Origin of the sequence: Rhizobium sp. 32-5/1, assembly GCF_029537235.1 — a bacterium.
In the GTDB taxonomy this organism is placed as follows: Bacteria; Pseudomonadota; Alphaproteobacteria; order Rhizobiales; family Rhizobiaceae; genus Pararhizobium.
Genome location: NZ_CP120638.1, coordinates 1,963,422 through 1,985,001, shown reverse-complemented (window position 1 = coordinate 1,985,001; position 21,580 = coordinate 1,963,422). Strand labels below are relative to the sequence as shown.

The window sequence follows — 21,580 nt, the reverse complement described above, 5'->3', positions numbered from 1 at the left end:
CAATCCTGTCTGCTGATGAACCGCCGGTCCTAAGGACCGGCGGTTTTCTTTGTCCCGTCCGGATTATCCAACGACAGCGTTCAATAATGCGGGGGAGGGGCGTTCGCGGGTGCGTCTATGCTTTGCTCTTCAAGGGTGAGAAAACGCTCGGTCAGGCGGTCAAGCTTGGCGCGGACCTGCTCGACAACCGTCCATTGCTCCGCCAGCTGGTCGGAAAGCTCCTCGATGGTCTTGGTCTGATGCGCAACCGTCTCTTCGAGTTGTATGAGGCGTGTCTGTTCGGTCGTCATGATCGTCTCCATGCAATATGGCGGTGCGCTCGTGTGAGCGCGACGCCTAGCATAAAGCACCGTCATCGCCTACCGCTTCGGCAGTTTGCCGGGAGTAAGGTCAGAACTTGTCGGAAACCTGGATGCCAGCCGGTCCGAGAATGACGGCGATCAGGACCGGCAGGAAGAACAGGATCATCGGTACGGTCAGTTTCGGCGGCAGGGCGGCCGCCTTCTTTTCCGCCTCGTTCATGCGCTGGTCGCGGCTTTCCTGCGCGAGAACTCGCAGCGCCTGTGCGATCGGCGTACCGTAGCGATCGGCCTGGATCAGCGCCTGCATCACGGCCCTGACCGAATCGAGACCGGTCCGGGTGCCCAGGTTTTCCAGCGCGACGCGACGATCCGGCAGGAAGGAGAGTTCTGCCGTAGTCAGCACGAGTTCTTCAGCCAGCGCTGTTGATTGCGCCGCGATTTCATCTGCCACACGCTTCATGGCGATTTCCATCGAGATACCGGATTCGACGCAGATCAGCAGCAGGTCGAGCGCGTCTGGCCATGCCCGGGTGATCGAATGCTGGCGCTTGGAGACAGCATTTGAAACAAAGATATTCGGTGCATAGAAACCGAGATAGGCGATGGTGATCGTGGCCAGGATACGCATCGGCAGAGGTTTTTCACCGAGGTAGCCGAGACCGAAAATATAGAATGCGCCGACGGCCAAGAATACGAAAGGCAGACAGAAGCGAGCAAACAGGAAGGTGTTGAGGGCGTTCTGCGAGCGGTAGCCGGCCGACTTCAGACGATTGACCGTCTTTTCGTCCATCAGGGCCTGTTTCAGGTTGAGTCGATCAACGATCTGACGAACCGAGTGATTGTTTTGCGCGCGCAGCGACGCCTTATTGCCGACAGTCTCGGTGTTGAGACGTGCGCGCTCCCGGGCGCGGATCAGTTCGCGCTCCGTCGCCACCGACTTCATCCGCTTCTCAAGATTAGCCCCTTCAAAAAGGGAGCCGCCAGCGTGTAGAACGTGCCGAGGACGGCGATCGAAACGAGGAACGCAAGAATCACGTTCGGATCGGTCAGTGTGCTGATCAGGCCTTCGCTCATGGCAAAACCGCTTTCAAATGTCGAAGTTGATCATGTTGCGCATCACCCAGATGCCGATGCTCATCCAGACGGCGGATGCGCCCATAATCATGTGGCCGCGAGGATCGGTGAACAGAACCATCATGTATTCGGGTGAGGTTACGTACACGAGAAAAGAAACGATGAACGGAAGCGCGCCGATGATGCAGGCCGATGCCTTAGCTTCCATCGACAATGCCTGAACCTTGGATTTCATCTTTCGGCGCTCGCGCAGAACCTTTGACAGGTTGCCGATGGCCTCGGAAAGATTGCCGCCGGCCTGCGCTTGGATGCCAATCACAATGGCAAAGAAATTCACCTCGGGCAGTGGCACAACATTGACCATGCGGGCGCAGGCTTCCGGGATATTAAGGCCCAGCTGCTGAGCTTCGATAACGCGCTTGAATTCCGATTTCACTGGTTCCTGGCCATCATTGGCGATCAACCTGATTGCATCGTTGAGCGGCAGACCGGATTTGATGGAGCGAACCATGACATCAAGCGCATTCGGAAATTCTTCAAGAAACTTTTTGCCGCGCCGCTTGATCAGGAAATTGATCAGCCAGCGGGGAAGACCGGCAGTCACGACGACAAGAAGGCCACCAGCCACCAGCGGATTTCCAGTCCCAAGAAAGACCAGAATGGAGATGAACAGACCCAGCACAAAACTCATCATGTAAAACTGCGGGACGGAGATCGAAAGACCGGCCTGAACCAGTCTTACCTTCATGGCCGGTGTCTTTCGGGAGGCTTTTTCCTGCTGCTTCTTTTCGAGATCCTTCAGCGAATCCTGAACCGACTTGCGCCGCTTCGACATTTCGCTCATGCGATCGCGCGCCTGCTTCATCTTCACCCGGTCCGTCTCGGCGGACTTGACCTTGCGGACGCGGCTCTCAGCCTTCTTCTCGGTTTCAATGCGCGAGAACAGCACACCATAGGCTAGCCCGGCCGTTGCGAGTGCGACGAGACCGACGATAGCCAAAATGGTGATGTCTATTCCGAACATGAGGTCACTCAGTCCTTTTCCATGGCGTCAAGGGTCGCGGCGAGCCGCTTGTCTTCGTTGAAGTAGCGGGCACGATCCCAGAAATGGGGGCGGCCGATACCGGTCGACTTGTGGCGGCCGATAATCTTGCCGTTGGCGTCTTCGCCGTCCATTTCGAAACGCATCAGATCCTGCGTGATGATCACGTCGCCTTCCATCCCGATCACTTCGGTGATGTGGGTGATGCGGCGCGAGCCATCGCGCAGGCGCGCGGCCTGGATGATGACGTCGATCGATCCGGCGATGATTTCGCGCACGGTCTTGGCCGGCAGCGTATAGCCACCCATGGCGATCATCGATTCCATGCGGCTCAGGCATTCGCGCGGCGTGTTGGCGTGGATCGTGCCCATCGAGCCGTCGTGACCGGTGTTCATGGCCTGCAGAAGGTCGAAGACCTCAGGTCCGCGGACTTCGCCGACGATGATGCGTTCGGGCCGCATACGCAGGCAGTTTTTGATGAGGTCACGCATGGTGATCTCGCCCTCGCCCTCGATGTTCGGCGGACGGGTTTCCAGGCGAACGACGTGCGGTTGCTGCAGCTGTAGTTCAGCCGTGTCTTCACAGGTGATGACGCGCTCTTCGAGGTCGATATAGCCTGTCAGGCAGTTGAGCAGCGTTGTCTTACCCGAGCCGGTACCGCCGGAAATGACGATGTTGCAGCGGACTCGGCCGATGATTTGCAGAAGAACCGCACCTTCCGGGGTAATCGCGCCAAACTTGACCAACTGATCGAGCTTCAGCTTGTCCTTCTTGAATTTGCGGATGGTGAGCGCCGTGCCGTCGATGGCAAGCGGCGGCGCGATGACGTTGACGCGGGAGCCGTCAGGTAAGCGGGCGTCGCAAATCGGGCTTGATTCATCGACGCGGCGGCCGACCTGGGACACGATGCGTTGGCAGATCGACAAAAGCTGTGCATTGTCGCGGAACCGAACTTCGGACTCGATCGTCTTGCCGCCGACTTCGATGAAAGTCTGACCGGCACCATTCACCATGATATCAGCAATATCGTCGCGGGCAAGCAGCGGCTCCAGCGGACCGTAGCCTAGCACGTCGTTGCAGATGTCATCGAGCAGTTCTTCCTGCTCGGAAATCGACATCGCGAAATTTTTGATCGTGATGATGTCGTTGACGATGTCGCGGATTTCTTCGCGGGCACTTTCAGTGTCGAGTTTTGCAAGCTGCGAAAGGTCGATCGTGTCGATCAGTGCCGAGAAAACCTGGCTCTTGGTGTCGTAGTAGTCTTCGGTGCGGGCGGCTTTTTCCGAGCCGGTGGTGGCGATGGCTGTGCCCGGACCGGTGTTGCGCCAGCGTCCCGGACCGGATCGGCCAGGACGGGCGCGGCCGCCCCCGGCTTTTCCATCACGGCGGTTGCAGCAGGCATAGGTGCCGGTGCGGTCGGAGTGACCGTGCCGCTCTTGCCGAAGCCTTCGTTTCCGCGTTTCCCAAACATGCTTTCAATCCGGTTTTCGTGTCAGAGGCGTTTACTTGCGGCCGAGCATGCCGAGCATCTTGCCAAGCCCGCCCTTCTTGGCCTTTTTCGCCGTCGCCCGGCCGGTAACCAGATGGGCAAGCTGCGAAAAGGTTTCGGCCACAGGGGCTTTCTTATCGATTTCCGCGATCATGCGGCCGCTATTTGCGGCATTGCCGAACAAGACCGCGTCGAACGGAATGATCGCCACCGGCTGGACCTCCAGCGAGATCGCAGAAGTCGTTCGGTGCGATTTCGGGACGCTTGGGCATGCCGACCTGGTTCAGCACCAGATGAGGCACCTTGTCGTTTGGCCTGATCTTCTTCAGTGCATCGAACAGGTTCTTGGCATTTCGCAGATTAGCTAGATCAGGCACGGCGGTGATGACCACTTCATCGACATCGGCCAGAACCGAACGGGTCCAGTCAGTCCACATATGCGGCACGTCGAGCACCGTCACCGGCGCATTACGTTGCAGGATTTCGAGAATAGGCTGGAACGCGTTGACATCGAAATCATAGGCACGATCGAGCATTGAAGGCGCCGCCAGAAGGGACAGATGCTCAGAGCATTTCGTCAAAAGACGGTCTAGGAAGACCTCGTCCAGGCGTTCGGGGGCAAACACGGCCTCGGAAATGCCCTGCGGCGGATCCTGGTCGAAATTGATGTTTGCCGTGCCATAGGGGAGGTCGAGATCGGCGAGAACGACCTCTGTCGAAAACAGATTGGAGATGCCCCAGGCGCAATTGTGTGCCAACGTCGATGAACCGCAGCCCCCTTAGCGCCTATGAAGGCGATGTTGCGGCCTAAGGGTTCGGCTTCCGGATCGACAAAGATTGCGGCGATCGCACCCATCACATCGGGCATACCGACCGGCGCGACGATATATTCGGAGATCCCATTGCGGATGAGCTCGCGGTAAAGCGGAATATCGTTGTAGCGCCCGATCAGGATGACCTTTGTGCTTGGATCGCAAACGGATGCCAGCGGTGCAAGCTCCTCCATCAAAAGATGCGGTTCCGCCGACGTTTCCAGGATGATCAGGTTCGGGGTCGAGACCGTCGAGAACATGTTGGCGGCTGCCGCGATGCTGCCACTGTTGATACGCAGGCTGACCTTGGCCATGCGCCGATCCTGACCACACCGCTCCATGATCCGCTGCATACCTTCGGTTTCGCAGAAGGCATGGACAGAAATGCGTGGAAGCGGGCGCAGATGCTCGACCTCGGCAGGCCGCATGGCATCGAGCGAGGCATCGGTGTCCCTGGTTCCGGTCTCGATTTTGTAGTCGATCGTGCTCATGGGCTTATCCCTGGGGTAACGGTACGTCGAAATCATTCAGTATCGATGTTGCGATAGTCCTTGATCACCTGACCGCGCCGAGCCGCATCGATCGGCGACATCTTACGAGGGGCAATCAGGTCTGCCGGGTTGGCGATCTGTGCAGCGAGGTTTGATTGGCTGGCGCAGCCGAAGTTTTCATAATTGCGGTTTTGGGATGTGTTGGAGATCAAATCAGACGGCCAGTTGCCGCAGGGTTCGGTCTTCGCCGTTATGGCGTGATAGCTGAGCCGGATCGGTGCCGCGTCCCCGTGCGATCCCGCCTGATAGCTGGTTTCAAACAGCCGGCTTGCAGGAATGCCTGATGAAACGAACAGCCCGCGGATTTCACGGCGCACGGCATGGGCTGCATGCGCGTTCGAGGATCCGCTGGGCAATAGAATATTGATTGGTCCCGAGGATGAGTTGGCGTAGTCGGCGGCGAATCCGCTGATGACGTCACGTGTGCCCTGTTGCAGCCGGATATCGCCGCTGGCGACCGGAATGTCGATCGTGTGCTCGGCTTCGGCGATCATGATCGGGTGGCGCGTACGGTAGTCATCGGGCAGGGCGCCGGTCGACAGGCGATCCTGGTTGGCGCCACAGGCCGTCAGCGATACAGCCGAAACAGCAAGCGCCGCGGCGAAAACGACCTTGCGCGCCATGCGGATCGTGTCGGGACGAGAATGGGTCGGCATGGTGGTTTGCCTTTCGGATCTGCGGCTCTTGAAAATGCGTTCGTTCATGTCCATGCCCCGCCTATTTGTAGATGAAGCCGACATTGCCGTGGTACTGGCCTGTCGGAACGTCGCCTTCGCGGCGGCCGTAGATGCGGTTGACCTCGCCGAGGAAATAGCTGGCAACGTCATTGGCGGCGTTGAAATTATCGTCGGGACGCGAGAGAGCACCGCGCGCTACGGGGCGCACCAGGTAAGGCGTGGCGATGATCACCAGTTCGGTTTCGTTGCGAATGAAGTCTTTGGAGCGGAACAGCGTGCCGAAGATCGGGATCTTTGAAAGTCCCGGAAGGCCCGACATCGCCTGACGGATATTGTCCTGCACCAGGCCTGCGATGACGATGGAACCGCCGGAGGGAAGTTCGACACTGGTTGTTGCTTCGCGCTTCCGGATCGACATATAGGTCGAACCTGGAATGCTCAGCGTTCCGTTGCCGGTGACCGCAGACCCTTCCCAGGTCGGTTCGGAAACATTGGTTTCGATGTTGAGGCTGATGCGGCCGGGGCCGAGGACGACGGGCTTGAAATTCAGCTCTATGCCATATTCCACGGTCTGAATTTCGCGTGTTACTTCTCTGTTGCCGTCTTCGTCTTCGCCCACTTCCTGTGTGCTGGGAGTCTGAAATCACCGCCAACGAAAAACTTGGCCTGTTCGCCGGAAATCGCCGTCAGGCTTGGTTCGGCTAGCGTGCGCATGACGCCGGCCTGCTCCATCGCATTGATGTAGCTGGCGATATCGACGGCACCAATCGACCCTGTCGCCATTGCCGTGGTGCCGATGCCGATTGCGTTGCCCAGATTGGTTGGATTGCGGAAGGCAATGCCCCCACTGCTGCCACTGACGGAGCCGTTGAAACCAAGCTGTTTCAGAACCTGCCGGCTGACTTCGGCAACCGTGACCTTCAGCGTTACCTGGTCCTCGCCATCAATCTTCAGGAGATTGACGATCTGTGAGACCTGTCGTTGTTCAGCGAAAATGTCTGCATCGCCGTTGTTTCCCTGAGCCGTGATGCTGCGTGTCGTCGCCTCACCGCCCTTGAGAAAGATCTCGGCAAGATTCGCTGCCTGTGATGCGTCCTGCGGCGTCCGGACGCTTCCGGTCAGCACGATGTTGTCGGAGATGATCTCGACCTTGATGTCGGAATCCGGCAGGAAGCGGCGAAGGTTGGCTTCGAGCCCCGTGATATCACGCTCGATTTCCAACTCGATGCTGACAATTTCCTCGCCATTGGGGCCGAAAATGAAGATGTTCGTCTGGCCCACCGTCTTGCCGAAGAGATAGATGCGGCGCGACGTGCGTGTTACGGCATCGGCCAGTTCCGGATCGGCAACAAGAATGTCATGGGCGTCGGTCGGCAAATCGATGACAGTGGCCTTGTTAAGGCCGAGCTTGACGGTCTTCTTGACGCCTGCACCGCTTTGCGTGATCCGCACGATGGACGACGAGGCCGCTTCAGCCACTGAAACTGCGGCGAAGTCGGGTGCGATCTGCGCGGGCAAACCCGAGAATGCCAGACAGAATGACAAGCCGCCAGCAACAGAAGCACGAAGTTTTTTGCGATCCGGTTCACGTTCAGCTCCGCTCAATCACTATTGCTGGGTAGGGTTCATGGCGGCGCCGTCATTCTTGACGATCGAGCCCGATTTAATGACTTGGATGGTTGGTATGCCGTCGCCGCTAAGAAGATAGTCTGCAGCCGTCGTGTCCGATTCCTGAGCATCGGCAACACTGCGCAGAGCCAGCGAGAGGCGTTCTGCCATCTGTTGCGCGACGGTCATCACCTTGGCCTGGTCCGGCGTGAGTTCCAGTGTCGCCGTGGTCCCCAGAACCGATTTGCCGCCTTCTGCATTTTCCTCGATCTGTTGATCGATCGCCAGAACGCGAACATTGCTGAGCACGGTCTCTGTCAGGAAGGTTTCACCCTCCGATTTGCGGACCATGATGACATCGACGCGGTCATTCGGCAGGATGAAGCCGCCGGCGCCTGTTGCCACGGTGATTTCCGTTGCCACGGCGCGTTTGCCGGCCGGCAGCAGTGAAGACAAGATTTGGCTGGAGGAATCGGCAATCTTTTCCTGCCGGACAGGTTCACCATTGAAGATGGGCAGCCGCACGACAACGCCGGCAAGGTCCGCTACGGCATTCGGCCGGGCGTCCTCAGTAATCAGGCCTTCGACCACGCCGTCCTGCGGCCAGGCCATCCAGCGGATCGAATCCGCGTTGAGCCGCGATCCGACTGGCAAGCTCTTGGAGGCAACGAGGACGTTGACGGAGGGGGCCTGCTCGATGACGGGTTCCGACATCTCGATGACCTGCTTGCCGCTGGTGAGCTTCAGCGCCAGGAAACCGGCCAATCCTGCGGACACGACAGCCACTGCCAGAATGATAACACGTACCGGTTTCATGATTCTTCCTGCGCCCCAAGATTCTTCTCGGCGCAGAATGGTCAGGAATTGGTGTAATTATAGTTAACAACGCGCTTACGGTCGTGGTTAACAAATGCTTTCTTTAGTCTTTCTGAGAATTTGCGTTAGTAGTCTTGCCTCGATGGAAGCGGCTTGCGATGTTTTCAGGAAGCCTGTGCAAAGGCGAGTTGCATCAAGGGGAGGACGGGTAGGCGAAAAATCCTCCCATTCCGATGGCGATGCCGTACGGAATCTTTTTCGCAGTCAGAAGCAGATGAGGTACCGGCAGACCAGAGGCCAGAATGGTATTCTCCTGCTTGCGCATCATCAGAACGAGGATTGCAAGGACGCCGCCAAGGGCTGACACGTAGATGAGAAACTCGATCAGAGAGTTATTGAAACCGAACCAGACTGCACTCGCAGTCAGAAGCTTGGCATCGCCACCGCCCATAACGTTGAGCGCAAAGAGCGCAAAACAGACAACAAATACCGCCAGTCCCGCGCTGAGATGAATGCCGATCGTGGTCAAGTCCAGTCCTGCCAGCGGCGCGACGAGAACAAAGGCACCCAGTATTATGGCTGATACGCGATTGGGTATCGTCATTGTGAACAGATCGGAAAATGCAGCGATCGCCAGGCAAAGCGGCAGGATGATGAAAATGGCGGCTTCGATCATGCGTATCTCCCTGTTCGTGTGGCCAACTTCGGCGATCGTGAACCCATCTTAGAGACGGCAACATACAGATGTAGGTTTAACGAAGTGCCAACCTGACACTCAGCCATTGCGGCCAAAGAAAAACCGCCCCGAAAGAGGCGGTTTTCCAAAATGCACACCGTTGGCGGGATCAGAACGCGCCGTTGGCTGTATTCATCTTGGTGCTAAGGTCGGTGAACTGCGTGTTCAAAGCACCACCGAGCGTCGTCGCGCCGGTGATAAGGGCGACGGAGATGAGAGCAGCGATCAGGCCGTATTCGATTGCGGTTGCGCCGGATTCATCCTTGAGGAAACGAGCGAAAATCTTGGTCATGTGAATTCTCCTACTTCGATTGTTGTTCAGCACTTCCGCCAACTGTTTCCGTTGATCGGATGAAGGCAAACCTACACAGGGCAAATTTCAATCGGCTTAAGGAATCCGGTTACCAAGGTGTTAACGCCCTACTCCCCATTCGTTGGTGAACCAATTGCTAATATTCGGGAGGCCGCTGCGACAGATGTTCGAGCACGCGGCGTATGTACAAGTGTAACATTCCTGGACTTAACGCTTCATTCACCAAACCAGTGGATGTTAGGCGAATTCAGTGTCTTCAGGGAAAGCGCCATGATTTCGCATAATTCAGCCACCGGCGTCCAATTGCTTGCATTTGCGATGGCAGCGCTGTTTCAGCTGACACCGGTTGCTGCCCAGGCAGGTGAAGAGATGATGCGCGTCTATATGGACCACGCCCGCGTACTGAAGCTCGACCGACCGGTAAGCAAGGTGATCATCGGTAATTCAGAGGTGGCGGATGCGACGGTGGCAGACGCTAAAACCATTGTGCTGACGGGCAAAAGCTTTGGTACCACCAATCTTGTCATTCTCGATGTCGATGGAAACGCTATCGTCGATGAACGCCTTCTCGTTTCGATCGACGAGGGCAATACGGTGCGTGTCTTCAAGCAAACCGAACGGTCCGTTCTCTCCTGCACGCCGAACTGCGAAGTGCATGCGGAACGAAAAGGGGCCGCCAATTAGTGGCGCTATGCTCGTGCGCCTATCCTTACCAAGAGGTGATGGTTTCATTTAAAATTTCGAGTTCCATTGCATACGAAATATCAATTGTCTTTTCCTAGACTGCCTCATCTTGTGACGGGTGGCGGAATGAAGAGATGATCGACAAGGAAAACGATAATGCGTTGGCAGGTGTGAAGGCGCCGGTTGCTGCACGTCGCAAAGGCTTGTTCCGTCGGCTGCTTTCCGAAAAGAACGGCACCTCTGCGATCGAGTTTTCCATTCTCGCTTTGCCGTTTTTGATCATCGTCTTTGCATCGCTTGAAACGTTCGCGGCGTTCACTGGAGAACAGCTGCTTGCCAATGCGACCGATACAATGGCGCGAAAGGTTCGCACCGGTGAGATCACCTTCGGTCAGGGCAGTGCAGCCACGAACAAGTCTCCCGAAGAATTCCGGAAGCTGTTTTGTGATGAAATCTCCATCATGCTGAAATGCGACGCAGAAAAGCTCTATCTGGATGTTCGCAGCTTCGCCGATTTCTCAAAAATACCGACAACCATCCCCAGAAAAGGCAGTGCCACCAACGGCGATCTCGATACCACGGGTTTTGCGTTTTCGCCTGGCGGTCCGACAACCGTCAATATCGTGCGGGCCTATTACCGCTGGTCGGTAACAGCAGATCTTGTTCGTCCCTATGTGACGAACCTTCGTCCGGCTGGCAGCAGCATGCCCAGTGATTATCTGATGGTCGCGACCGCGGCGTTCCGCAATGAGAACTATTGAGCCATCGAGGATTGCAGCAATGATGATCGGAATACGCGACCGCTTGGCAAAAATTTCAGAACTATCGAAGATTCTCGGGGCTTTCGGACGTGACCGGAAGGGCACTGGCGCAATCGAGTTTGCAATCATCGCGCCTATTCTGATCATGACCTATATAGGTGCATTCGAGGTGTCGCTTGGCTTCAACGTCGCGCGTAAAGTCGCCCGCGCGTCCAGCACTGTGGCGGATATCGTCACCCAGCAGACCGAGGTCAACAAGGCTTTTCTCGACAGCATGAAGGACGTTGCCTCCGGCGTGATGACGCCGTATGGGGGCGCTTACTCGTTGAAGATCACCGGTATCAAGGTAACTGCCGCCGGGGTCGGTGTTGTAATGTGGTCGCGGGATGAGAAGGGCAATAGGCCTTACGAGACTGCGGCGATCATTGCGATTCCCAAGGACCTTCCAATCCTCAACAGCTTTGTGGTCCGCACCGAAATGGTTGTGCCTCACGAGTTGCTGTTGTTTGCGCCGAATCTGTCCTCTCAGGCACAGACCATCAACCTGTCGAAAACCTATTACTATCGTCAGCGCATCGGTGAAGAGATTACCTGCAAGGATTGCAACTCCTGACGCTGCGGCCACCGCCGGAGCCGTTTGCAATGTGAATGCCGCCGCGATATTGATCGGTTCGATTCCGCGCCAGCCGTGAAACGGCCGATGAAGACACGGAAAATCGGCTTTCCGGGTGACCCATGGCACGTGCATTCCTTTTCGTTCTCGATTCCTTCGGCATTGGCGGCGCGCCGGATGCGCGCGACTTTGGCGACGATGGCGCCGATACGCTCGGCCACATTGCCGAATTCTGCGCGGCCGGTGCGGCCGATCGTGCGGGGTTGCGCGAGGGGTCGCTTAGCCTTCCCAACATGTCCGCGCTCGGTCTGCTGCACGCCGCCCGTCTTGCGACTGGCCGCCTTCCCGACGGTATGCCGGTGCCCGACCGGGTGTTCGGGCTTTACGGTGCGGCCAGTGAAGTCTCGCGCGGCAAGGACACACCATCAGGCCACTGGGAGATCGCCGGAACGCCCGTCATGTTCGACTGGGGCTATTTTACATCAGAAGGCGATGCCTTCCCGCCTGAACTCGTTGAAGCCATTTGCCGCGAGGGCAACGTGCCGGGGATCCTTGGGAATTGCCACGCCTCGGGCACCGATATAATCGCCCGCCATGGTGAAGAGCACCTGTGGAGCGGCAAGCCGATCTGCTACACATCCTCGGATTCCGTCTTCCAGATCGCGGCCCACGAGCACACGTTCGGACTGGAGCGGCTGCTTGAGTTCTGCCTGACGGTGCGCCGCCTGCTGGACGACTATAATATTGGCCGCGTCATCGCCCGGCCATTTATCGGCCAGAGCCCACAGAGCTTCGTGCGCACCGGCAACCGGCGCGATTTTTCCGTGCTGCCACCGGAGCCGACACTGCTCGACAGGTTGACTAAAGCGAACCGGACGGTGCATGCCATCGGCAAGATCGGCGACATCTTTGCCCATCAGGGCATAGGCAAGGTCATCAAGGCCAATGGCAACGAGGCGCTGTTCGATGCCAGCTTGGCCGTGATGGATGAGGCGGCTGACGGTGATCTTGTCTTCACCAATTTCGTCGATTTCGACATGCTCTATGGTCACCGTCGTGATGTGGCGGGCTATGCCGCAGCTCTGGAAGCCTTCGACCGCCGCCTGCCGGATCTCGACCGCAAGCTGAAAGCCGGAGATATCGTGATCCTGACCGCCGATCACGGCTGCGACCCCACCTGGCGCGGCACCGACCATACCCGCGAGCGTGTCCCAGTCCTTGTTTTTGGGCCTGATATTCGCACGCGTTCGATCGGCATCCTGCCGGGCTTTGCCGGCATCGGCGAAACCGTCGCCAAACATCTTGGGCTGGAAACCGGCCTGCATGGGAGAAGTTTTCTGTGACTGCACATCTGAAAAAGGCCGAACTGCACTGCCATATCGAAGGTGCGACGCCGCCGGCACTGGCGCTGGAGCAGGCCCGTAAATACGGCCTCGACGTCACCAGCATCATCCAGGATGGCGCCTATGTCTGGGCGGATTTCACGAGCTTCGTCAAATGCTACGACGCCGTGGCCTCGCTGTTCCGCACGGAGGAGGATTATGCGCTGCTGGCGGAGGCCTATCTCACCGAACTTGCCGAAGCCGGCACGATCTACAGCGAGATCATCGTCTCGCCGGATCATGGCAACACGATCGGACTGGGGGCGGATGCCTATCTGCGTGGCCTTGCCGCCGGCATCGAGGCCGCCAAGGCCAAGACCGGCATCGAAGGGCGCATGCTGATCACCATCATTCGCCACATGGGCGCGGAAGCAGCCGAGCGCACAGCGCTTTATGCGGCGCGGCGCGATCATCCGCTGGTGACCGGTTTTAATCTTGCCGGCGAGGAGCGCATGCACCGCGTCGTCGATTTCAAGCGCTCCTTCGATATTGCCCGCGATGCTGGGCTTGGCCTGACCATTCATGCCGGCGAACTGTCCGGCGCCTTCAGCGTTCGGGATGCACTCGATCACGTCCGGCCGTCACGCATCAGCCACGGCGTGCGCGCCATCGAGGATGCCGATCTGGTCAAGCGCATCGCCGATGAGGGTGTCGTGCTCGAAACCTGCCCCGGCTCCAACATTTCGCTGCAGGTCTTCCCGGATTTTGCCTCGCACCCGCTTAGGGCATTGCGCGACGCAGGCTGCAAGGTCACGCTCAACTCCGACGATCCGCCGTTCTTCCATACATCGCTGCTCCAGGAATACGAGATCGCCTCGCAGGTCATGGGCTTTTCAGACGATGAGATCGACAGCATGACCCGCACCGCGATCGAGGCTGCCTTCGTCGACGAACCGACGAGAACACGATTGCTGGCGACCTTGTAACGATCACCGGCTGGGGATGACGTAGCAAAGCGTTGCACGCCCCTTGCAGCGCGCCGCTTTTCCGTGAAAAAGGATGTCAAATCCGGATTCCGCAGGAGGCCCTTGCCATGGACGGCGTTACAGTCATCAACCACCCGCTCGTTCAGCACAAGCTGACCATCATGCGCAAGAAGGAAACGTCCACGGCCGGCTTCCGCCGCCTGCTGCGCGAGATCTCGACGTTGCTCTGCTATGAGGTCACGCGCGATCTCGAGTTGACGATGGAAACCATCGAGACGCCGATGCAGACCATCCAGGCGCCCGTTCTCGAAGGCAAGAAGCTGGTCTTCGCCTCCATTCTGCGCGCCGGCAACGGTCTGCTCGAAGGCATGCTGGAACTGGTTCCCTCCGCCCGCGTCTCCCATGTCGGCGTCTACCGCGACCATGAGACGCTTGAAGCTGTCGAATATTATTTCAAGGCACCGGAGAGCCTGTCGGAGCGGCTGGTCATTGTCGTCGATCCGATGCTCGCGACCGGCAATTCATCGATAGCCGCGATCGACAAGCTAAAGGAACGCGGCGCCGTCAATCTGCGCTTCCTCTGCCTGCTGGCGGCACCCGAGGGCATCCGCAATTTCCACGAAGTGCACCCCGACGTGCCGATCTTCACCGCGTCGATCGACAGCCACCTCAATGAGAACGGCTATATCGTGCCGGGTCTCGGCGATGCGGGCGACCGGATGTACGGCACGAAATAGTTTCGGTTTCTTAACCAGCTCTACGATTGTCTTTGAAGCCGCCGGGAAATCCGGCGGCTTTTTGCATCCTGTTAGACAAGTTCGTGCTTTGCTCATGCGAGCTATCTTTCTGTCCGGGAGTGTTTCTGCATGTTTGCCCGTCTGCTCACCTTTGCCGGTATTATTGCCGTGTCGGCTTTGACCCTCCCGGGCCTGGCGACGACCTATCTTGAACGGTCGGCGACGGAAGAGGCAGGCGATACGGACAGGACACTGCCTGTCAGCACGGCGAAATACGCGGTCAGCAAGGGTGTCAAGCTTTCTGCCGACGCCAAAGGCCACTTCTTCGGCACGTTCAGGATCAATGGCCGTCGCGAAACAGGGCTTGTGGATACCGGTGCCAGCATGATCGCCATCAACATGTCGGCCGCGCGGCGCCTCGGCATTTCGCCCAACAGCCTGAAATTCAATGCGGCGGTCAGCACGGCCAACGGCGTCGTGAAGGGTGCCCATGTGGAACTGGACCGCGTCGAGATCGGTACGATCGGCGTGCGCCGTGTCGATGCGCTGGTGCTTCCGGACGCGGCATTGTCCGGTACACTGATCGGCATGAGCTTCATGAACAAGCTTTCGTCCTACCGCGTCGAAGGTGGTGCGCTTCACATGTTCAGGTGATCTTGGACAGGATCACGGGACGCACCGGTTGCGCCTCCGGGTCGATACGATAGAGGTCTGCAAGGCGCGTCCGGGCGGCCTCCGCTTGTGTCGCCGTTGCAGCGTGCACGAATGCGATCGGCTCGCCTTTTATCAGCTTCGTTCCGAGTGGTTTGATCTGCGAAAGGCCCACCCGGTGGTCGATCGGGTCGTCTGGATGCGTGCGGCCACCGCCAAGTGCAATCACCGCCATGCCGATTTCGCGTGTGTCGCAGCCGCTGAGAAAACCATCAAGTGTTGCCTCGATCGGCAGAATCACCGGCGCCTCGGGCAGATAGTTCTGCGATCGCTCGGTGAAATCATGCGGCCCGCCAAGCTGGTGCACCATCCTTGCAAAACACTCCATCGCGCTGCCGCTTGAAAGCGCCCGTGCTGCCAGGTCCTGTCCTTCGGTGGGGCTCGCCGCAATGCCCGCCGTCATCAGCATTTCTACGGCAAAGGAAAGCACCACCGCTTCGAGCCGGCTGCCGGCCTTTTCGCCACGTAAAAATGCCAGACAGTTCTCGATTTCGACCGCGTTGCCGGCCGCATCGGCAAGCGGTTCGTTCATGTCGGTGATCAGCGCGGTCGTGCGAACACCCGCACCATTGGCAACGTCCACCAGCGAACGGGCAAGGCCTTCCGCTTCTTCAAGGCTCGCCATGAAGGCGCCATTGCCGATCTTGACGTCGAGCACCAGCGAGTGAAGGCCAGCAGCAAGTTTTTTCGAGAGGATCGAGGCAGTAATCAGGGCTTGTGAATCCACCGTGGCGGTCACATCGCGGATGGCGTAGAGCCGCCGGTCGGCTGGTGCAAGATTGGCAGTCTGGCCGATGATTGCGCAGCCGGCCTTGCGCACGGTTTCGCGGAAAACTCCGGCGGAGGGTTTTATATCGTATCCCGGAATAGACTCGAGCTTGTCGAGGGTGCCTCCGGTATGGCCGAGTCCGCGCCCGGAGATCATCGGCACGGCAAGACCGCAGGCCGCCGCGATCGGCGCCAGCATCAGCGAAACATTGTCGCCGACGCCCCCGGTGGAGTGTTTGTCGGCGACCGGCCGGCCGATATTGCTCCAGTCGAGGATATCGCCTGAATCACGCATCGCCAGCGTCAGTGCCACCGTCTCGTCGCGGGTCATCCCTGAAAACCAGACCGCCATGGCGAAGGCTGCGACCTGTCCCTCCGAGATGGAACCGTCGGAAAGCCCGCGAATGAAATCGACGATCGCTGCATCGTCGAGTGCGTGGCCATCGCGCTTCTGGCGTATGATTTCCTGCGGGATCATGGTCAGTATGCCGCCGCGGCAATTGCTGCCGATTCACGCCCGTCGATCACGGAAAGAATATCCTTCAGAAGGATCGAGGCTCCGAACCGGAAGGTTGAGGGCATGACCCAGTCCGCTCCCTGGATCGTGTCGGCTAGGTTGATATAGAGCCGCGCATCAGCCACGCTTTGCACGCCGCCTGCCGGCTTGAAGCCCACCTTACGACCGCTTTCGCGAATGCAGGTCAGCATGATGTCGGCAGCCTCCAGCGTTGCATTGACTGGCACCTTGCCTGTAGAAGTCTTCAGGAAATCGGCGCCTTCGCGAATGCCGATATGGGATGCGTTGCGAATAAGATCGCGCTCCTTCAGTTCCCCGGTCTCCAGGATGACCTTCAGCACGATCGGAGGCGCACAGGCCGCGCGCACGGCAGAGATCATCGCACGGACAGCCTGCTCGTCGCCTTCCATCAACGCGTGATAGGGAATGACGAGATCTATCTCATCGGCACCATCGGCAATCGCGTCAAGTGTCTCCTTTACAACCGTATCGACCGTGAGATTGCCAAGTGGAAAATTGACGACGGTTGCGATTTTGACCGGGTTTGCCGGGCCCAGACGTCCACGGGCTTGCTGCACGAAGCGCGGCCAGATGCAGATGGCTGCTGTGTGCCCATAAGGCGTGTGGGCATCGGCGCATAAAGTTTCAATATCGGCTGGTGTGCATGTATCGCTGAGATCGGTGAGGTCCAGAAGGGTCAGCGCCAGAGAGGCGATCTGGCGGGTGGAGGCTTCGGTCATGGTCGCGATCCATCTCTGGCGGCAGGGATTTCTCCCCGCTGTGTCTGTCGTCGGAAACGCATGGCTGCGCATGGTCGGTTCAACCGGGATCCTTCAATAGCGGATTTTGTGGCTTTACCCCAGTATTTCCGTTTCGAAGCAGTGCGGAAGCAGATCGGAAAGCGCTAGCGTCTTCTTCACGCCGGTCTCGTCGCAGAGGTAGATCCTTGTGCTGGCGCCGGAAAATTCAGCCAGCCGTTGGCGGCAGCCGCCGCAGGGCGGGCAGAGTGCAAGCTTTTCGGCGATGACCGCCACTTCCAGAATTTTCCGTTGACCGGCCATCACCATATGGCTGATCGCCGTGGTTTCCGCGCACCATCCCTCGGGAAAGGACAGGTTTTCGATATTGGCGCCGGTATAGATTTTGCCGTCTTCGGCGCGGATCGCCGCGCCGACCGGGAATTTCGAATAGGGCGCATGCGCCTTGGCCATGGCGTCGCGGGCAGCCTCGAAGAGATCTTTTTCCATTGTCCTAGCGTTCCTTCACATAGGGTATGCCGCCGGCCTTTGGCGGGATGGCCTTGCCTATAAAGCCGGCAAGCAGGACGACGGTGAGAATATAGGGCAGGGCCTGCATCAGCTGCACCGGCACCTGGCCGATAAACGGCAGCGGATTGCCCTGCAGACGGATAGCAAAAGCATCGAGGAAGCCGAACAGCAGGCAGGCCAGCATGATGTTGACCGGGCGCCATTTGGCAAAGATCAAAGCCGCCAGCGCGATATAGCCCTTGCCTGCGGTCATGCCTTTGACGAAACCGGCGTTCATTGCGAGTGATAGATAAGCGCCGGCAAAGCCGCAGAGGATGCCGCAGCAGATCACCGCCCGGTAGCGCATCCAGATGACCGAGATGCCGGCGGTGTCGACCGCGCCCGGGTTTTCGCCGACGGCGCGCAGCCTGAGGCCAAACCGCGTGCGATAGAGGATCCACCAGCTGATGGGCACCATGGCGAAGGCCAGATACGTCAGCAGGAAATGGCCGGAAAGAAGATTGGAATAGATCGGGCCAAGAATTGGAACGTCACGCATCTCCTCGGCAAAAGGGAAAGTGATCGTCTGGAAACGCGCGTCGCCGGACAGCGCCGGAGTCCGGCCGCCCTGCCGGAACCAGGCCTCGCCAAGAATGACGGTCGAACCCGCAACGACAAAGTTGATAGCGACGCCCGAGACGATCTGGCTGCCGCGCTGGGTGATCGAGGCATAGCCGTGGACGAGCGACAGAAGCACAGAAATCAGCACCGCGGCAAGAAGCCCCATGGTGACGGAACCGGTTACCGCGGCAACGGCGCCGGCTGCAAAGGCGGCGCCCAGCATCTTGCCCTCAAGCCCGATATCGAAGACGCCCGCACGTTCGGTGAAAAGGCCAGCGAGGGCTGCAAAAATCAATGGCACCGAGACGCGGATGGTCGATTCCAGAAGCGCGATGATGGTGTGGAAGAAATCCATGTCTCAGGCTCCCTTTTGTGAGGCGACGGGGAAGCGTTGACCGAAGCTTGCAAAACCACGCCCGATCGCCGGCCGGAACATGTTTTCGAGCGCACCGGCGAACAGGATGACGAGGCCCTGGATGATGACGATCATATCGCGTGAGATCGCCGGCATTTCGAACGCGATTTCAGCGCCCCCTGATAGAGCATGCCGAACAGGATGGCGGCGGGGATGATGCCGGCCGGATGCGAGCGGCCCATAAGCGCCACTGCGATACCGACAAAGCCCGCGCCTTGCACGAAATCGAGCTGCATGCGGAACTGCTCGCCCATGATCGGATTGAGCGCCATCATGCCGGCAAGGCCGCCGGATATCATCATGACCACGATGATGATGCGCGGCTCGCTGATTCCGGCATAGCGCGCAGCGGACGGGCTGTGGCCCATGGTGCGCATCTCGTAGCCGAGCTTGGTGCGCCAGATCAGCACCCAGACGCCAAAGGCGGCCAGGATCGCCAGAAGGAAGGAGATATTGAACGGCGCATTGCCGATGTCGAGCCCGAAGATCGAGAGCAGCCAGTCGAGTTTCGGCAATTGCCCGCCTTCGGCAAAGGTTCGCGTCTGCGGCGCCATCGACCCCAGCGGCTTCAAGACGCGGGTCAGGAGATAGACCATCAGGCTGGAGGCGATGAAGTTGAACATGATGGTGGTGATGACGATATGGCTGCCGCGCTTGGCCTGGAGCCAGCCCGGCAGAAACGCCCAGAGCGCCCCGAATGCGATCGAACCGAGCATGGCGATCGGAAAGACGATGTACCAGGGCATGGTCTGGTCGAGCCAGAGACAGGCGAGCGCGACGCCGATGCCGCCAATATAGGCCTGGCCTTCGCTGCCGATGTTGAAGAGGCCGGCATGGAAGGCCACCGCTACTGACAGTCCGGTGAAGATGAAGGTCGTGGCATAATAGAGCGTGAAGCCGATATATTCGCCGCGACCAAAGGCACCGTTGATCATGTGATAGGCGGCATCAAGCGGATTTTCCCCGACCAGCAGCACCACGAGACCGGCCACGAGAAAGGCGACAACAAGGTTGATCAGCGGGATCAGGCCGTATTCGGCCCAGCCGGGAAGTTTTGCGTATGGATTGCTCATTCTGCGGCCTCCTTGCGGCCTTCGACGCCGGCCATTAGGAGGCCGAGTTCCCCTTCGGTCGCATCCGGATCGCGCTCTCCGACAATCCTGCCGGCAAACATCACAAGGATACGGTCGGACAGGGCGCGGATCTCGTCGAGTTCCACGGAGACGAGCAGCACCGCCTTGCCCTGGTCGCGCATCTCGATGATCCGCTTGTGGATGAATTCGATCGCGCCGACATCGACGCCGCGGGTCGGTTGGCCGATGATCAGCACATCCGGCCCGCGCTCCATTTCGCGCGCGAGCACGATCTTCTGCTGGTTGCCGCCGGAAAAATTCGCGGTTCTCAGCCGCGCGTTCGGTGGTCTGATGTCGTATTTCTGGATCTTGTCTTCGGCATCGGCGCGAATGGCCTCGATGTTGAGGAAGACGCCGTTGAGATAGCGTTTGTCATGGTGATAGCCGAGGATCGAATTTTCGCTCTCCTCGAATTTTAGGACCAGGCCGACATGGTGCCGGTCTTCCGGCACATGGGCGAGCCCCGGTCTCTGAGGTCGCGCGGATCGGCCTTGCCGGTCATGTCGATCGGCGTGCCGTTCAGATCAACGCTACCGGAGACAGCCTTGCGGATGCCGGAGATCGCCTCCAGCAGTTCCGACTGCCCATTGCCGGCGACCCCGGCAATGCCGACGATTTCCCCGGCACGGATGTCGAAGGAGACATTGTCGACCATGGTCACGCCGCGGGCATCGCGCACCGTCAGGTTCTTGACCGAGAACTTGACGGCGCCCGGATTGGCCTCGCCCTTGTCGACGCGCAGCAGCACCCGGCGGCCGACCATGAGTTCAGCCAGTTCTTCGACCGAGGTGTCCGCCGTCGGCCGTGTCGCCACCATCTCGCCGCGGCGCATGACCGAGACTTCGTCGGTGATCGCCATGATCTCGCGCAGCTTGTGGGTGATCAGGATGATCGTCTTGCCCTGGTCCTTCAGCTGGCCGAGAATCCGGAAGAGGTGATCGGCCTCGGGCGGTGTCAGCACGCCGGTGGGCTCGTCAAGGATCAGGATATCGGCCTTGCGGTAAAGCGCCTTCAGGATCTCGACGCGCTGCTGCAGCCCGACCGGCAGTTCCTCGATCAGCGCGTCCGGATCGACCTCCAGCGCATATTCCTTTTCCAGACGCTTCAGCTCGACGCGGGCCTTGGTGATGCTGGTGTTGAGGATCTGGCTGTCCTCGGCACCGAGCATGACGTTTTCGAGCACGGTGAAGTTTTCGACCAGCATGAAGTGCTGGTGGACCATGCCGATGCCGCTGGCGATTGCCGCATTCGGGTCCTTGATCGTCACCGTCTTTCCGTCAATGACGATCTCGCCCCTGTCGGCCTGGTAGAAGCCGTAGAGGATCGACATCAGGGTCGATTTGCCAGCGCCGTTTTCGCCGATGATGCCGTGGATCGTTCCCTTGCGAACGGTCAGGTTGATATTCCTGTTGGCATGGACAAGGCCGAAACTCTTGTCGATTCCACGCAGTTCGATGGCGATATCGCTCATATTTGCCCTGTAACCCCTGTTGGGCCCAGTTCCGCAGCCGTTTTCACGCTACAGTCCAGGCATCCATTTTTTTACCAATTGGTATAACTTTAGCATCGAATTTCAGACGCGGAAGCCTAAAAATCGCAATTGCTCATACTCTTCCCGGATCATTGCGGAGAGTCCAGAACCTTT

At 58.7% G+C, this 21,580-nt stretch carries 17 protein-coding genes and 6 pseudogenes; 7 read left to right on the top strand and 16 right to left on the bottom strand.

Annotated elements, in window-relative coordinates; genetic code table 11:
• Positions 1 to 80: 80 nt before the first annotated feature.
• The 10 genes and pseudogenes from P6U16_RS10210 to P6U16_RS10165 all read right to left on the bottom strand — a co-directional run bounded on the left by P6U16_RS10210 (position 81) and on the right by P6U16_RS10165 (position 9,399).
• A complete protein-coding gene (locus P6U16_RS10210; protein WP_277703633.1) occupies positions 81 to 290 on the bottom strand; it encodes a SlyX family protein in 210 nt (69 codons plus the stop codon).
• 100 nt (positions 291 to 390) lie between these two features.
• A pseudogene (locus tag P6U16_RS10205) lies at positions 391 to 1,376 on the bottom strand (type II secretion system F family protein).
• Between the two features lie 13 nt (positions 1,377 to 1,389).
• Positions 1,390 to 2,400, bottom strand: coding sequence for a type II secretion system F family protein (locus P6U16_RS10200; protein ID WP_277703632.1), 1,011 nt, complete (start codon positions 2,398 to 2,400; stop codon positions 1,390 to 1,392).
• Between the two features lie 8 nt (positions 2,401 to 2,408).
• Positions 2,409 to 3,889, bottom strand: a pseudogene (locus P6U16_RS10195) (CpaF family protein).
• A 31-nt stretch (positions 3,890 to 3,920) separates the two neighbouring features.
• A pseudogene (locus tag P6U16_RS10190) lies at positions 3,921 to 5,210 on the bottom strand (CpaE family protein).
• A gap of 32 nt (positions 5,211 to 5,242) precedes the next feature.
• On the bottom strand, positions 5,243 to 5,893 hold the full coding sequence (locus tag P6U16_RS10185; protein WP_277703813.1) for a CpaD family pilus assembly protein: 651 nt from the start codon (positions 5,891 to 5,893) through the stop codon (positions 5,243 to 5,245).
• Positions 5,894 to 5,987: 94 nt separating this feature from the next.
• Positions 5,988 to 7,552: pseudogene (locus P6U16_RS10180) on the bottom strand (type II and III secretion system protein family protein).
• A gap of 3 nt (positions 7,553 to 7,555) precedes the next feature.
• A complete protein-coding gene (gene cpaB / locus P6U16_RS10175) occupies positions 7,556 to 8,371 on the bottom strand; it encodes a Flp pilus assembly protein CpaB (protein WP_277703631.1) in 816 nt (271 codons plus the stop codon).
• A gap of 193 nt (positions 8,372 to 8,564) precedes the next feature.
• On the bottom strand, positions 8,565 to 9,047 hold the full coding sequence (locus P6U16_RS10170) for a prepilin peptidase (RefSeq protein WP_277703630.1): 483 nt from the start codon (positions 9,045 to 9,047) through the stop codon (positions 8,565 to 8,567).
• Between the two features lie 169 nt (positions 9,048 to 9,216).
• On the bottom strand, positions 9,217 to 9,399 hold the full coding sequence (locus P6U16_RS10165) for a Flp family type IVb pilin (RefSeq protein WP_277703629.1): 183 nt from the start codon (positions 9,397 to 9,399) through the stop codon (positions 9,217 to 9,219).
• A 291-nt stretch (positions 9,400 to 9,690) separates the two neighbouring features.
• Here P6U16_RS10165 and P6U16_RS10160 point away from each other — a divergent pair, with 291 nt between their 5' ends.
• The 7 genes from P6U16_RS10160 (at position 9,691) to P6U16_RS10130 (ending at position 15,177) form a co-directional block, all read left to right on the top strand.
• A complete protein-coding gene (locus tag P6U16_RS10160) occupies positions 9,691 to 10,104 on the top strand; it encodes a pilus assembly protein N-terminal domain-containing protein (protein WP_277703628.1) in 414 nt (137 codons plus the stop codon).
• Positions 10,105 to 10,238: 134 nt separating this feature from the next.
• Positions 10,239 to 10,865, top strand: a complete 627-nt coding sequence (locus tag P6U16_RS10155) for a TadE/TadG family type IV pilus assembly protein (protein ID WP_277703627.1) — start codon at positions 10,239 to 10,241, stop codon at positions 10,863 to 10,865.
• A 19-nt stretch (positions 10,866 to 10,884) separates the two neighbouring features.
• Positions 10,885 to 11,478, top strand: a complete 594-nt coding sequence (locus tag P6U16_RS10150) for a TadE/TadG family type IV pilus assembly protein (protein ID WP_277703626.1) — start codon at positions 10,885 to 10,887, stop codon at positions 11,476 to 11,478.
• A gap of 122 nt (positions 11,479 to 11,600) precedes the next feature.
• The gene (locus tag P6U16_RS10145) at positions 11,601 to 12,821 is read left to right on the top strand and encodes a phosphopentomutase (protein ID WP_277703625.1); all 1,221 of its coding nucleotides are present in this window, start codon (positions 11,601 to 11,603) and stop codon (positions 12,819 to 12,821) included.
• Positions 12,818 to 13,786, top strand: a complete 969-nt coding sequence (locus P6U16_RS10140; RefSeq protein ID WP_277703624.1) for an adenosine deaminase — start codon at positions 12,818 to 12,820, stop codon at positions 13,784 to 13,786. Before P6U16_RS10145 ends, P6U16_RS10140 begins: the two co-directional genes overlap by 4 nt.
• A gap of 107 nt (positions 13,787 to 13,893) precedes the next feature.
• Entirely contained in the window at positions 13,894 to 14,523 is a 630-nt protein-coding gene (gene upp, locus P6U16_RS10135; protein ID WP_277703623.1) for a uracil phosphoribosyltransferase, read from the top strand.
• Positions 14,524 to 14,652: 129 nt separating this feature from the next.
• The gene (locus P6U16_RS10130; RefSeq protein ID WP_277703622.1) at positions 14,653 to 15,177 is read left to right on the top strand and encodes a TIGR02281 family clan AA aspartic protease; all 525 of its coding nucleotides are present in this window, start codon (positions 14,653 to 14,655) and stop codon (positions 15,175 to 15,177) included.
• On the opposite strand, the gene deoA is transcribed toward P6U16_RS10130, so the two are convergent.
• From deoA to P6U16_RS10100, 6 genes and pseudogenes are all read right to left on the bottom strand, one after another.
• Positions 15,170 to 16,486 carry a thymidine phosphorylase gene (gene deoA, locus P6U16_RS10125; protein ID WP_277703812.1) on the bottom strand — a complete coding sequence of 439 codons (1,317 nt, stop codon included), beginning with the start codon at positions 16,484 to 16,486 and terminating at the stop codon, positions 15,170 to 15,172. The genes P6U16_RS10130 and deoA overlap by 8 nt on opposite strands.
• Positions 16,483 to 17,259 (bottom strand): deoxyribose-phosphate aldolase, encoded by a 777-nt coding sequence (gene deoC / locus P6U16_RS10120; protein ID WP_277703621.1) that lies wholly within the window; start codon positions 17,257 to 17,259, stop codon positions 16,483 to 16,485. Before deoC ends, deoA begins: the two co-directional genes overlap by 4 nt.
• A gap of 114 nt (positions 17,260 to 17,373) precedes the next feature.
• The gene (locus P6U16_RS10115; protein WP_277703620.1) at positions 17,374 to 17,766 is read right to left on the bottom strand and encodes a cytidine deaminase; all 393 of its coding nucleotides are present in this window, start codon (positions 17,764 to 17,766) and stop codon (positions 17,374 to 17,376) included.
• A gap of 4 nt (positions 17,767 to 17,770) precedes the next feature.
• Complete coding sequence (locus tag P6U16_RS10110) at positions 17,771 to 18,742, bottom strand: ABC transporter permease (protein ID WP_277703619.1); 972 nt, start codon at positions 18,740 to 18,742, stop codon at positions 17,771 to 17,773.
• A 3-nt stretch (positions 18,743 to 18,745) separates the two neighbouring features.
• Positions 18,746 to 19,875: pseudogene (locus P6U16_RS10105) on the bottom strand (ABC transporter permease).
• Positions 19,872 to 21,406 (bottom strand): annotated as a pseudogene (locus tag P6U16_RS10100) (ABC transporter ATP-binding protein). The pseudogenes P6U16_RS10105 and P6U16_RS10100 overlap by 4 nt, the downstream one beginning before the upstream one ends.
• Between the last annotated feature and the right edge of the window lie 174 nt (positions 21,407 to 21,580).